13 protein-coding genes are annotated in these 12,709 nt (G+C 68.3%); 11 read left to right on the top strand and 2 right to left on the bottom strand.

The features are described 5' to 3' along the window. The first annotated feature begins 29 nt into the window (after window positions 1-29). The 6 genes from ABD260_RS06320 (at window position 30) to ABD260_RS06295 (ending at window position 3,707) form a co-directional block, all read left to right on the top strand. Entirely contained in the window at window positions 30-299 is a 270-nt protein-coding gene (locus tag ABD260_RS06320; RefSeq protein ID WP_344232390.1) for a type II toxin-antitoxin system Phd/YefM family antitoxin, read from the top strand. Beyond that, window positions 296-700, top strand: a complete 405-nt coding sequence (locus ABD260_RS06315) for a type II toxin-antitoxin system VapC family toxin (RefSeq protein ID WP_344232389.1) — start codon at window positions 296-298, stop codon at window positions 698-700. Before ABD260_RS06320 ends, ABD260_RS06315 begins: the two co-directional genes overlap by 4 nt. A gap of 56 nt (window positions 701-756) precedes the next feature. Then, a complete protein-coding gene (locus ABD260_RS06310) occupies window positions 757-1,299 on the top strand; it encodes a COG4315 family predicted lipoprotein (protein ID WP_344232388.1) in 543 nt (180 codons plus the stop codon). Between the two features lie 67 nt (window positions 1,300-1,366). After that, window positions 1,367-1,897, top strand: a complete 531-nt coding sequence (locus ABD260_RS06305; protein WP_344232387.1) for a sigma-70 family RNA polymerase sigma factor — start codon at window positions 1,367-1,369, stop codon at window positions 1,895-1,897. Next, on the top strand, window positions 1,894-2,583 hold the full coding sequence (locus ABD260_RS06300) for an anti-sigma factor family protein (protein WP_344232386.1): 690 nt from the start codon (window positions 1,894-1,896) through the stop codon (window positions 2,581-2,583). The genes ABD260_RS06305 and ABD260_RS06300 overlap by 4 nt, the downstream gene beginning before the upstream one ends. 32 nt (window positions 2,584-2,615) lie before the next feature. Next, entirely contained in the window at window positions 2,616-3,707 is a 1,092-nt protein-coding gene (locus ABD260_RS06295; RefSeq protein ID WP_344232385.1) for a threonine aldolase family protein, read from the top strand. Between the two features lie 518 nt (window positions 3,708-4,225). Here the strand turns inward: ABD260_RS06295 and ABD260_RS06290 are convergent. After that, the gene (locus ABD260_RS06290) at window positions 4,226-5,131 is read right to left on the bottom strand and encodes a M56 family metallopeptidase (protein ID WP_344232384.1); all 906 of its coding nucleotides are present in this window, start codon (window positions 5,129-5,131) and stop codon (window positions 4,226-4,228) included. Continuing rightward, window positions 5,128-5,532 (bottom strand): BlaI/MecI/CopY family transcriptional regulator, encoded by a 405-nt coding sequence (locus ABD260_RS06285; protein ID WP_344232383.1) that lies wholly within the window; start codon window positions 5,530-5,532, stop codon window positions 5,128-5,130. Before ABD260_RS06285 ends, ABD260_RS06290 begins: the two co-directional genes overlap by 4 nt. Before the next feature lie 82 nt (window positions 5,533-5,614). Here ABD260_RS06285 and ABD260_RS06280 point away from each other — a divergent pair, with 82 nt between their 5' ends. From ABD260_RS06280 to ftsY, 5 genes are all read left to right on the top strand, one after another. Beyond that, entirely contained in the window at window positions 5,615-7,033 is a 1,419-nt protein-coding gene (locus tag ABD260_RS06280; protein WP_344232382.1) for a cytochrome ubiquinol oxidase subunit I, read from the top strand. Between the two features lie 10 nt (window positions 7,034-7,043). Then, entirely contained in the window at window positions 7,044-8,033 is a 990-nt protein-coding gene (gene cydB / locus ABD260_RS06275; protein ID WP_344232381.1) for a cytochrome d ubiquinol oxidase subunit II, read from the top strand. After that, window positions 8,030-9,655, top strand: a complete 1,626-nt coding sequence (gene cydD, locus ABD260_RS06270; RefSeq protein WP_344232380.1) for a thiol reductant ABC exporter subunit CydD — start codon at window positions 8,030-8,032, stop codon at window positions 9,653-9,655. The genes cydB and cydD overlap by 4 nt, the downstream gene beginning before the upstream one ends. Window positions 9,656-9,747: 92 nt before the next feature. Further along, window positions 9,748-11,412 (top strand): thiol reductant ABC exporter subunit CydC, encoded by a 1,665-nt coding sequence (cydC, locus tag ABD260_RS06265; RefSeq protein ID WP_344232379.1) that lies wholly within the window; start codon window positions 9,748-9,750, stop codon window positions 11,410-11,412. 67 nt (window positions 11,413-11,479) lie between these two features. Then, window positions 11,480-12,658, top strand: a complete 1,179-nt coding sequence (gene ftsY, locus ABD260_RS06260; RefSeq protein ID WP_344232503.1) for a signal recognition particle-docking protein FtsY — start codon at window positions 11,480-11,482, stop codon at window positions 12,656-12,658. Window positions 12,659-12,709 lie beyond the last annotated feature (51 nt).

The following is a 12,709-nucleotide window of genomic DNA, read 5'->3' as shown; positions in this document are numbered from 1 at the left end:
CGCGTGTCTCGCTGGGCTACGCTTGGGGTGTGAAGGTCATCAGTCAGCGCGAGTTCCGGAACAATTCCGCCGAAGTGATGGACGCGGTCGAAGCCGGGGAGACGTACCACATCACCCGGAACGGGACCGAGGTCGCCGAGTTGCGGCCGCTGGTACGACGTCGGCGGCCGACGGCTGCTGAGCTGATCGCCAGGCATCGGAGCCTCCCGCGGGTCGACGCGGCGCAGCTCAGAGGCGACGCGGACGAGTTCTTCGGGACCGAGGACCGAGTCGCGGACGACCCCTGGGAACGGGAATGAGCAAGGACAGGTCGGTTGGTGTACTCGACACCTGCACCTACATCGACCTTCCGATTCTCGAGGCGGATGCGCTGCCTGACTACCCAGAGCTGACAGCGGTGACGCTCGCTGAGCTGCATCAGGGTGTCGCGATGGCAAAGGACCCGTTCACGAGGGCCTCGAGGACCGAGGTTCTGGGTGCTGCCGTCGCAGAATTCGAGCCGCTGCCCTTCGACGCTGATGCCGCGGCCCGGTACGGCAGCCTTGTCGCGTTGGTGCTGTCGGCCGGGCGTGATCCACGTCCTCGGCGGATGGATCTGATGATTGCGGCGATCGCGTCCAGCAGAAACCTGCCGCTGTACACCCGGAATCCGGCGGACTTCAAAGGCCTTGATGCTCTGCTGATGGTGCAGGCTGTCTGAACCGATTGGGGTTTTTGTCCGTGTGCAGGGTTGGAGAGCAACTCTGGAGGTCGGGCATGAAGCGGATGGGTTGGTTCGTTGGGGTGACGGCGCTTGGTCTTGCGGGGCTGACTGCCTGTGGTGGGGGAAATGGGTACGGGAGTTCCGGGTCCAGCTCGAGTGCGCCCGCTAGTCAGGCCCCGTCCTCGGCGCCGGGCAGCCAGGCCGCGGGGGGTTCGAAGCTGGGGACGGCCAGTGTCGGGAGTCTCGGGACGGTTGTTGTCGACGGCAACGGGCGGACCGTGTACGTGTTCGACAAGGACACCAAGAACAAGTCGAACTGCGAGGGCGGCTGCCTGGCGCAGTGGCCGGCGGTCGCGGCGGGAGCGGGTACGCCGCAGCTGACCGGGATCAGTCCGTCGCTCGTCGGCATGATCACCCGGTCCGACGGCACCAAGCAGCTGACGATCAATGGGATGCCGATCTACTTGTTCGCCCGGGACACGCAGGCCGGTCAGGCCAACGGGCAGGCGTTCGGTGGCATCTGGTGGGCGATCGGTCCGGACGGCAAGAAGATCACCACGAAGGCATCCAGTTCGGGTAATGGCAACGGTTACTGAGACTGGGCCTGAGGCTGCGGCTTCCGGGTTGGTGTGGGCGCCGACGGTTCCCGGTATCGTGCGAACGGTGGGTGACACCCCGGGGCCGCACGACGCCGAGACGCTGGTCCGCACGCTGTACGCCGAGCACGGCCGCAGCCTGCTTGCGTACGCGGTCCGCCTGACCGGTGATCGCGCCGCGGCCGAGGACGTCGTACAGGAGACCCTGCTGCGGGCCTGGAAGCACGCGGCCGACCTCTCCTCGGGTACGGGGTCGATCCGCGGCTGGCTGCTCACCGTGGCGCGGAACATCGTCACCGACCGCGCCCGGGCCCGGGCATCCCGTCCGGCCGAGGTGGCGGACGTGGCGGACAAGCCACCGGTGGCCGGTGACCACTCCGAGTCGGTCGTGAACACCATGGTGGTGATGGAGGCCCTGGACAAGCTCTCACCCGAACACCGCGAGGTACTGGTGGAGCTGTACTACCGCGGCCGGACCGTGGTCGAAGCAGCCAAGGAGCTCGGCGTTCCGCCGGGTACGGTGAAGTCGCGTTCGTACTATGCCCTCCGAGCACTCCGTGCGGTGATGGCTGAGGAAGAGGCGGAGGTGTCCCGATGAGCGAGCATGATCGTACGCAGCTGGGCGCCTACGCGCTGGGCGCACTGGAGCCGAGTGAAATCGAGTCAGTCGACCGGCACTTGGCCACTTGTGCGGACTGCCGAGCTGAGCTTGCCGAGTTGACCGGACTGAGGGACGTACTCGGTGAGGTGCCGCCGGAAGCGTTCCTGGAGGGTCCGCCTGATGGCGGCGACCTCCTGCTGCAGCGCACGCTCAGGGACGTGCGCGAGCCCCAGACGCCGGTTGATGCGCCAGTAGCGCGGCGGCGGCGTACTCCATGGTTGCTGGTCGCTGCGGGCGCGGTTGTCGTCGCAGGTGCGCTGGGCGGTGGCGTCGTACTCGGTCGGTCGACCGCGCCGAGTGGTACTGAACCGGTTGCCGGGTCCAAGCAGGTGACGACCTCCGACACCATCAGTGGCGCGAAGATGGCCACCACGGCGGAGCCGCGATCGGGCTGGACCTGGGTGCAGGTACAGGTGAGCGGGCTGAAGGCCGGAGACCAGTGCGAGATGGTCGTGTACGACAAGTCGGGTGAGCCGTGGACTGCTGGTAGCTGGCTGGTGTCGGAGCAGGCCGCGAAGGACGGGAGTACGTTCGGCGGCGGCGTACTGGTTCCGCTCGACCAGGTGCGGTCGGTGGAGATCAAGACCCTGCAGGGACAGCATGTGATCACAGCCACGCTTTAAAGACGGTTGCAGGCCGCGAGAGGATGGGAGCCGTGGCTACTACCTCCGAAGACCTGCGGGAGCGCCGGAAGAACGCGCTGGACAACTGCGAGCGTTGGCTGTCGGGCCGGCGCGTGTCCGTACCGGACCGGTTGCGGCAGTTGGCGGAGGTCGCTACCGACGACCAGGCGGACATGTACGGCAGCGGTGGCGAGGTAGCCGCGCTGGAGCAAGAGGTAGCGCAGCTTCTCGGTAAACCGGCTGCGGTGTTCCTACCGACCGGGATCATGGCGCAGCAGGCAGTGCTACGCGTGTACGCGGACCGTGCGGCCAGCAATCGGGTAGCAGTGCACGGCCTGGCGCACCTGCTTGTACACGAGCTGAACGCGCTGGAGGAAGTACACCACCTTCGCATCGAGCGCATGACCTCCGAGCCACGTCAGCCGCGCCCGGATGAGCTGGCCGCCATTCCAGGCAAGTTGGCAGCTGTGACCTTGGAGTTGCCGCTCCGCGATGCCGGGTACCTCCTGCCGACGTGGGACGAGCTGGTGGTGTTCGCCGAGTCCTGTGCGACACGCGGAGTACCTCTGCACCTTGACGGAGCACGGCTGTGGGAGAGCACGCCGTACTTGGAGCACAGCCTGGCCGAGATCGCCGCGCTGGCCTCGACTGTGTACGTGTCGTTCTACAAGGTGCTCGGCGGGATCAGCGGTGCCGCACTGGCCGGACCGGAGGACGTGATCGCGGAGGTACGCCGGTGGCAGCGGCGACTGGGCGGCAACCTCTTCTCACTCTTCCCGTACGCCGTGTCCGCCCGCGAAGGTCTGCGGACCGTACTACCGCGGATGGACGACCTGTACCAGCGGGCCGTCGAAGTCGCGATGGCCTTGCAGAGCGAGGGTTTCCGCGTCTTCCCGGCGCCGCCACAGACCAACTCGTTCCGGCTGTACGCACCGCGCGACGTGGACTCGATCGAGCGCGCATCGGTCGAACGGATGGAGCGTACGCAGGAAGCGTTGTCGTACAGCTGGCAGCCGGCCGACGTACCCGGGTGGTCGTGGGTCGAGTTCGTCACCACCCCGAACACCCTCGACTGGCAGGTCGACGAGATCGCCAAGGCATTCGGGGAACTTCTGACGCGGTAACAACGTCAGGCTGTGTGTGTTGGGGTGTTGTTGGGGTGTGGGGATCCGGGGAGAGAAGTGCTGACATTCGTCGTCACCATGGTGGTATTGCTCGTACTGGCAGGCCTTGTCCTGCTCGCTGTCGCCCGCGGCGAGGGCAAACATTTCGGCTGACCGACAGCGTGGCGATTGACCGACAGCGCGGCGGTTGACCCACAGCGTGGCGGTGAACCGACAGCGCGGCGGTGAACCGACAGCGCGGCGGTGAACCGACCCGTCACGATCGCCATCCCTCGCCAACCACCCCCGCTCCCGACCTGCCTTTTCGTCTCAGGGGCCAGCCCCTGAGTCGGTGGGTTTGGCCGCGTGATTCTCGGGGGCCAACCCATCGTCTGAGGGGCTGGCCCCTGAGACGAAAGCAGGTCGCGGGCGGGGGTGAGTGGGGTGGGGGGCTGGCCGGCGGGCGGGGGATGGTGCTGTGCAGGGATGGTGCTGTGCGGGGGATGCTGCTGTGCGGGGGATGGTGCTGTGTAGGGCGGTTAGCTGAGGGCGTTGGTGATTGCTGTCACGATGGGGGCGGCGATCGTGAGGGTGGGGATGATCAGTAGTGCGGCCGCTGCCGCGTACGTGCAGGTGGACAGTAGGCGCTCGTTCGGAGCTGGTGCTGCCAGGCGTTCCACTCGAAGCACAGTGGACGACTTGGCCGCGGCCAGTGCTGCTTCGGGTGCCGGTGCACCGGCCAGGGCTACCAGTGCTCTGGCCAGTGGACGTGGGCCGTTGCGGCGCCGCGCGTCGTCGTCGGCGAGCAGTTCTACCAGCGTGCGCGCCTGCTCCAGCGCTACATCACTGCGTACCCAGCGGGGGAACGCATGGTGCAGTGCGGTGAACTCCTCTAGTACCAGGTCGTGCCGGGCGCGCAGGTGCGCCTGCTCATGAGCCAGTACGGCCTTCAGTTCGCCGTCGTCCAGCCGGTCCAGTGCACCGACGGAGACAACGACCCGGGCACCACGAAGAGCAGGCAGGCAGTACGCCAATGGGGTCTCCTCGGCCAGTACGCGCAGGCCGGGGATCAGGCCGTCCGGTGTGGCTAGTACGTCGACCAGGTCTCGGTGCCGCTTGCGACGGGCCCGCGTACCCACTGCGACTCGTCCTACTGCCCAGAGCAGTCGCACTACGACCAGTGCGGTCATGGCGAGGATCGCTGCAGCTACCAGGTCACGTGGTGACGACGGGTTGAACCGTGGCTCACCAGGGTGGCCGGCGATTGAGTAGGAAAGTGCGATGCCCGCACCGAGCGCGGCCAGTACGGCAGCGAGCGCTATCGCCTGCCAGAGGATGACTGCTGCGCGGGGGACTCGGTACGGCCAGTTGGAACGAGCTAGCACGGCCGGCGCCGGGCCGGTGAGCACCAGCGCCAGAACGGCCAGTAGAACCGGGGTGATCACCCCGACTGCTCCTGACCGTCCAGCCGGGACAGGGCCTCGCGCAGCAGCGCTGCCTCCTCGTCGGACACCTGACCGACGAACCGGACCAGCGCCTCCCGCCGGTCACCCGCACGGTCCAGCGCGTCCCGCATCAGGTCGGCGGCCAGCTCCTCCCGCGGCGCGGCCGCACGGTAGCGCCAGGCCTTGCCGTCGCGCTCCCGCTCGGTCAGCTTCTTCTTCGCGAGCCGGTCCAGCACGGTCATCACGGTGGTGTACGCCAGCTCGCGCGTGCCGGACAGCTGCTCGTGCACCTCGCGCACGGTCAGCGCGGCCGGTGCCGCCCAGAGCTGCTCCATCACCAGCCGTTCCAGGTCACCCAGTGGCCGCGGTGCCTGCGGCTGAACCTTCTCCTCACTCGCCACGTGATCAGTATAACTACATGTTGTAGTAGATCGGCGCTACCATCTACTACGACACGTCGTAGATGGGCTCGGAGGCCTGCCGATGGACACCCTGGACCTGGCGCGGTGGCAGTTCGCGATCACCACCGTGTACCACTTCTTCTTCGTCCCGGTGACGATCTCGCTGGTCGCGATCACCGCCGGCCTGCAGACCGCCTGGTACCGGACCGGGAAGGAGAAGTACCTCCGGCTGACCAAGTTCTACGGGAAGCTGTTCCTGATCAACATCGCGATGGGCGTGGTCACCGGACTGGTGCAGGAGTTCCAGTTCGGGATGAACTGGAGCGACTACTCACGCTTCGTCGGCGACGTGTTCGGTGCGCCGCTCGCGCTCGAAGGACTGCTCGCGTTCTTCCTCGAGTCGACGTTCATCGGGCTCTGGATGTTCGGCTGGGACCGGTTGCCGAAGCTCGTGCACCTGGGCTGCATCTGGATGGTCGTACTCGGCACGCAACTGTCGGCGTACTTCATCCTGGCCGCGAACTCGTGGATGCAGCACCCGGTCGGCTTCCGCTACAACGCCGAGCGCGGCCGGGCCGAGCTGACCGACCTGTGGGCGGTGCTGACCAACAAGGTCGTACTCGTCACCTTCCCGCACACGATCTTCGCGGCGTTCATGGTCGGTGGCGCGTTCGTCGCCGGGGTTGCGCTCTGGCATCTGATCCGGCGGCCCGAGGTCGACAAGGCGGTGTTCCGGTCGGCGCTGAAGATCGGCGCCTCGATCGTCCTGGTCGCGAGTGCCGGGGTGGCGATCAGCGGTGACCTGCAGGGCAAGGTGATGACCGAGGTGCAGCCGATGAAGATGGCGGCGGCCGAGGCGCTGTACGAAACCGAGAAGCCGGCCGCCTTCTCGGCGTTCACGATCGGCACGCTGGACGGGTCGAAGGAGATCTTCTCGATCAAGGTCCCGTACCTGCTGTCCTTCCTCGCCACCGGGAGTTTCGACGGTGAGGTGAAGGGCATCAACTCACTGCAGGACGCGTACGAGCAGTTGTACGGCCCGGGGTCGTACAAGCCGAACATCCCGCTCACGTACTGGACCTTCCGGCTGATGATCGGCGTCGGGATGGCGTCCGCGGCGATCGCGCTGTGGCTGCTCTGGACCACCCGCCGAGGCCGCGCGCCGACGCGCTGGCTGATCTACCTGGCCGCTCCGCTGCCGTTGCTGCCGATGGTCGCGAACACGTTCGGCTGGATCTTCACCGAGACCGGACGGCAGCCGTGGCTGGTGTTCGGCCTGCTCCCGACCGCCTCGGGCGTCTCGCCCGGTACGACCAGCGGCGAGGTGATCACGTCTTTGGTCGGCTTCACCGTGCTGTACGGCGCGCTGGCGGTGGTCGAGACCAAGCTGCTACTCCGGACCATCCGCGGCGGCCTGGCCGGTACCGACGACCCGCCGGCGGAGGAACCACCGGACGGCTCGCCGGAGCAGGCCGAAAAGCCGCTGTCGTTCGCGTACTGAGGGGCTTGAGATGGAACTGACGACTGTGTGGTTCGTCGCGATTGCGACCTTGTGGACCGGGTACTTCGTGCTTGAGGGGTTCGACTTCGGGGTCGGCATGCTGTTCCGGGTGCTCGGCCGGAACGAGCCGGAACGGCGGGCCGCGATCAGCACGATCGGGCCGGTCTGGGACGGCAACGAGGTGTGGCTGATCATGGCCGGCGCCGCGACCTTCGCGGCGTTCCCGGAGTGGTACGCGACGCTGTTCTCCGGGTTCTACCTGCCACTGTTCGCGATTTTGGTCGGGCTGATCGTCCGTGGGGTGGCGCTGGAGTACCGCGGGAAGCGCGACGACGCGGTCTGGCGGGGCCGGATGGATGTGATGATCGCGGTCGGCTCGCTGCTGCCGGCGCTGCTCTGGGGCGTTGCCTTCGGCAACATCGTGCGCGGCGTCCCGCTGGACGCCGACCATGAGTACGTCGGCGGGCTCGGTACGTTGCTGAACCCGTTCGCGCTGCTCGGCGGACTGACCTTCGTCGCGGTGTTCGTCACGCACGGCGCGATCTTCCTGGCCTTGCGCACCACCGGCGACCTGCGGGTTCGCGCCAACCGGTTGGCGACGCGGACCGGTGCCGTCGCGGCGGTGCTCACGATCGCCTTCCTGGCTTGGGCGCACGCGCTGCGCGGCGACTCGGTGTCGCTGGCGCTGATGATCGCGGCCGTGGTCGCGTTCGCGGGCGGCCTGGTGGCGAACGTGCTGCGGCGCGAGGGCTGGGCCTTTGTGGGTACGACCGCCGCGATCGGACTGGTCGTGGTGGGGCTCTTCGTCGCGCTGTTCCCGGACGTGATGCCGTCAACACTTGAGCCTGGATCAACATTGACGATTGTTGATGCGGCGTCATCGCCGTACACATTGAAGGTGATGACGATCATCACCGCGATCTTCTTCCCCCTCGTTTTGGTGTACCAAGGCTGGACGTACTGGGTGTTCCGCAAGCGCGTGCTGGTGGCAGCGTCGTGAAGCCGCTCGATCCGCGGTTGCTGCGGAGGGCCCGGGGCGCACGGGTCTTCCTGGCGGCGTCGGTGCTCATAGGTGTCGCCAGTGGTGTGCTGATCATCGTGCAGGCGGTGCTGCTGGCGCGGGGCATCGCGGGCGTCGTACTGCACGGCAGCCCAGTCACTGCAGTGGCTTGGGGGCTCGGGGCGGTGGTGGCAGGACGCGCACTGCTGGTGTGGGCGCAGGAGGTGGTCGCGCAACGAGCGGCGGCCGCAGTGAAGTCCACGCTACGCAAGCAGGTCCTGCAGCACTCGCTGAAGCTCGGACCGGTTTGGCTGAGTGGTGAACGCAGCAGTGCGCTGACGACGCTGCTCACCAAGGGCCTGGATGACCTGGACCCGTACTTCGCGCGCTACCTCCCGCAGCTGGTGCTGGCGTCCACTGTGCCGGCCGGTGTGATCGGGTGGATGGCGACCGGCGACTTGATTGCTGCCGGTACGGTGCTGATCACCTTGCCGCTGATCCCGATCTTCATGGCTCTGATCGGCTGGGCCACTCAAGCGCGCAGTCGCCGTCGCCAGCACGCGCTGGCGGTACTGGCGCATCACTTCGCGGATGTGGTCGGTGGGCTGACCACGCTGAAGTTGTTCGGCCGGGCGAAGGCGCAGGTGACCGCCGTACGCCGGGTGACCGACGAGCACCGGAAGGCGTCGATGGGGAGCCTGCGGCTCGCGTTCCTGTCGTCGTTCGCGCTGGAGCTCTTGGCCAGCATCTCGGTGGCGCTGGTCGCAGTCGGTGTCGGCCTCCGGCTGGTCGACGGGAAGCTGGGGCTGGAGACCGCGCTGATGGTGCTGATCCTGGCTCCGGAGGCGTACCTGCCGCTGCGGCAGGTCGGTCTGCAGTTCCACGCCAGCGCCGACGGGGTAGCCGCAAGCGAAGAGGTCTTCCGCGTACTGGAGACACCGCTGCCGCAACGAGGCGACCGGACCGACGTACCGGACCTGCGGACCATCCCGCTGTACCTGTACGACGTGACAGTGACCTACCCGGGCCGTGAGGAAGCGGCGCTGGACGGGTTCGACCTGGAGTTGCATCCGGGTGAGGTGGTCGCACTGACTGGAGCGAGTGGCGCCGGCAAGTCGACCGCCTTGGCCGTGCTGCTCGGTTTCGTCGAGCCACAGCGTGGGGTGGTCGTGGTTGGCGGTAGTGCGGCCGATGAGTTCGATCCGGTCGTGTGGCGGCGGCAGTTCGCCTGGGTGCCGCAGCGGCCGGGGTTGCGGCTGGGGACCGTGGCCGACAACGTGCGGCTGGGCAAGCCGGATGCGTCGGACGACGAGGTACGGATGGCGCTGCTCACTGCGGGCGCCGGTGAGCTTGAGCTGGACAAGGCAGTGGGGGAGCAGGGGCAGTTGCTGTCGGGCGGTCAGCAGCGCCGGGTCGCGCTGGCTCGGGCGGTGATCACTGACGCGCCGGTGCTCCTCCTGGACGAGCCGACTGCTGGCCTGGACGCAGACGCGGAAGCCGCCGTAGTCGCCGGACTGCGCGCCAGCGGCCGCACGGTCCTGATGGTCGCCCACCGACCGGCCCTGATCGCCGCCGCCGACCGCACAGTCACCGTCGGAACCAGAGAGCTGGTGAAGGTATGAGCAGGCAACCGGGTCGCCCGGAGCACCAGGGAGCTGGTGAAGGTATGAGCAGGCAACCGGGTCGCCCGGAGCACCAGACGGCTGGTGAAGGCATGAGCGGGCAACTGGGTCGCCCGGAGCACCAGAGAGCTGGTGAAAGTCTGAGCAGGCGGCTGGTGCGTCCGGAGCGCAGGGTGTGCTGGCGGCTGCTGTTGGCGTTGTTGCTCGGTGTTGCCGCTGCAGGGTCAGCTGTGGCGCTACTTGCCACCTCGGCTTGGCTGATCACAGCCGCCGCCGCACAGCCGCCCGTACTGCTCCTGATGGTCCCGATCGTGGCCGTACGTGCCTTCGGTGTCGGGCGGGGCGTCTTCCGGTACGTCGAGCGACTCGTCGGCCACGACGCGGCGTACCGGGTGCTGGGGGAGTCCCGTGCCCGCGTGACCCGACGCCTGGAGCAGGTAGCCCCCGGCGGACTCACCGGCCGGCGAAAGGGCGACCTGCTCGCCCGGCTCGTGCTCGACGTGGATGCGGTGCTGGACCTCTGGCTACGCGTCCTCCTGCCCGTCGCGGTGGCAGCAGTCACAGCAACAGCCACCGTCGTACTGCTGACCATCCTGCTGCCCGCAGCCGGTGCAGCTGTAGCGCTGGCGGTGCTGGTCGCGTGCACCGTCGTACCGTGGCTGACCGCCCGGACCGCCCAACGGGCCGAGCGGAACATCGCCGGTGCCCGTGGTGAGGTCGCTGCCACCACCACAGAGACCCTGCTGACCGCAGCCGACATCGTCGCCTTCAACGCGGTCGACGCGGTACTGAATGACTTCAGCCGCCGGGACGCCCGCCTCGCCGCTGCCGAGCGCCGCTCCGCCTGGAGCACCGGCCTCGGCGGTGGTCTGCTGACCCTGTGCATCGGCGGTGCGAGCATCGCCGCACTGGTCCTCGGCAGTACGGCCAACATCACCGGCCCGGTCTTCGCTGTACTCGTCCTCACCCCACTCGCCCTGGCCGACGTCCTCGGCGGCATCCCCGCCGCCGCCCAGCTGGCCATCCGCGTCCGGGCATCCCTCGCCAGAGTCCAGGAGCTCCTGGACACTCCAGAGCCAGTGACTGAACCGGCCCAGCCAGTAGCGCTCCCCACTGGCCGCGACCTCCAGGTCAGGCTCCTCCGCGTCGGGTACGACGACACCGATGTACTGAACGGCCTCAACCTGGATTTGCCAGCAGGCAGCCGGGTAGTGGTCACCGGTCCGAGTGGCTCCGGCAAAAGCACGTTGGCCGCCGTACTGCTCCGCTTCCTCGCACCGCGCGGGGGAGAGGTACTGCTCGACGGAGTGGACCTGGCCCAACTGGAAGGAGACCAGGTGCGGTCCGTCGTCGGGCTGTTGACCCAGGAGAGCCACGTCTTCGACACGAGCATCCGGGAGAACCTGCTGCTCGCCCAGCCGGGTGCGAGCGATCTGCGGCTGTGGAAGGCGCTCTACCGCGCCCGGCTCGGACAGTTCGTCGAGAACCTCCCGGACGGCCTGGACACGATGGTCGGCGAGCACGGTGCGCGCCTGTCCGGCGGGGAGCGGCAGCGGCTCGCGTTCGCGCGGCTGCTGCTCGCGGAGCGTGACGTACTGGTTCTGGACGAGCCCACCGAGCACCTTGACGAGGAGACCGGCCGCGCCCTGCTCGCCGACTTGTTCGCGGCGGCCGGAGACCGGACAGTCGTCCTGCTCACGCACCGGCCCGAGCTGGTACCTCCTCACGTACCGCGACAGGAAGTGTGCCTGACGTGACGAATGCGGGCGGCGGGCCGGGTGTCTGTCAAGATTGGGAACCGTGTTGACCCCACTGCTCGTCTCCATGCTCACCGACCAGGCACTGATCACGATCGTGGTCGCGATCGCGGTCGTGCTGGTCGTCGGCACCACCGGTCTCGTCGTCGCGCGCCGACGGCGCGCGGAGCTGCCGTCGGCCACCCAGCCGCCGTCCGTCGAGGGCGGATCCACGGAGGTGGCGGAGCCGCAGGTAGGCGACGACGCCGAGGAGCCCCGGGACACGCCGACCCGCACGCTCGAGGACACCGAGCTGCCGGAGCCGACGACCCCGACCATCGAGAAGCCTGAGTCGGCGCAGGGCCGTCTGGTCCGGCTCCGGGCCCGGCTGGCCCGCTCGCAGGGCTCCCTGGGCAAGGGGCTGCTCGCGCTGCTGTCCCGCGACAAGCTCGACGAGGAGGCGTGGGAGGACATCGAGACCACGCTGATCACGGCGGATGTCGGCGTGGCGCCCACGCAGGAGCTGGTGGAGAAGCTGCGGACCCGGATGCGGGTCGAGGGCGTCGGCGCCCAGCAGGCCCGCGAGATCCTCCGCGAGGAGCTGATCGCGCTGGTCAACCCCGCTCTCGACCGCTCGCTGAAGGTGACCCGCAAGGAGGCACAGCCGGCCGTCGTGCTGGTCGTCGGCGTGAACGGCACCGGCAAGACCACCACGGTCGGCAGGCTCGCCCGCGTGCTGGTCGCCGAGGACAAGCACGTCGTGCTCGGCGCCGCGGACACCTTCCGGGCCGCGGCGGCGGACCAGCTGCAGACCTGGGGCGAGCGGGTCGGCGCCCGCACCGTGCGCGGCCCTGAGGGCGGCGACCCGGCCAGCATCGCGTTCGACTCGGTCAAGGAGGGCATCGCCGAGGAGGCGGACGTCGTCCTGGTGGACACCGCCGGCCGCCTGCACACCAAGACCGGCCTGATGGACGAGCTCGGCAAGGTCAAGCGGGTGATCGAGAAGTCCGCCGAGGTGGACGAGGTGCTGCTGGTCATCGACGCCACCACCGGGCAGAACGGCCTGACCCAGGCGCGGGTGTTCGCCGAGGTCATCGACGTCACCGGTCTGGTGCTGACCAAGCTGGACGGTACGGCCAAGGGCGGCATCGTGATCGCGGTGCAGCGCGAGCTGGGCGTACCGGTCAAGCTGGTCGGCCTGGGTGAAGGTGCCGACGACCTGGCACCGTTCGACGCGGAACAGTTCGTCGACGCGCTGCTGGACTGATGTCGAGAACCAGGCGTCGGCTCCGTCCCTCGGGCAAAGACACCCAAGGAG

Source organism: Kribbella hippodromi (assembly GCF_039531045.1).
Taxonomy (GTDB): Bacteria; Actinomycetota; Actinomycetes; order Propionibacteriales; family Kribbellaceae; genus Kribbella; species Kribbella hippodromi.
This window is presented reverse-complemented; position numbering and strand designations above follow the sequence as displayed.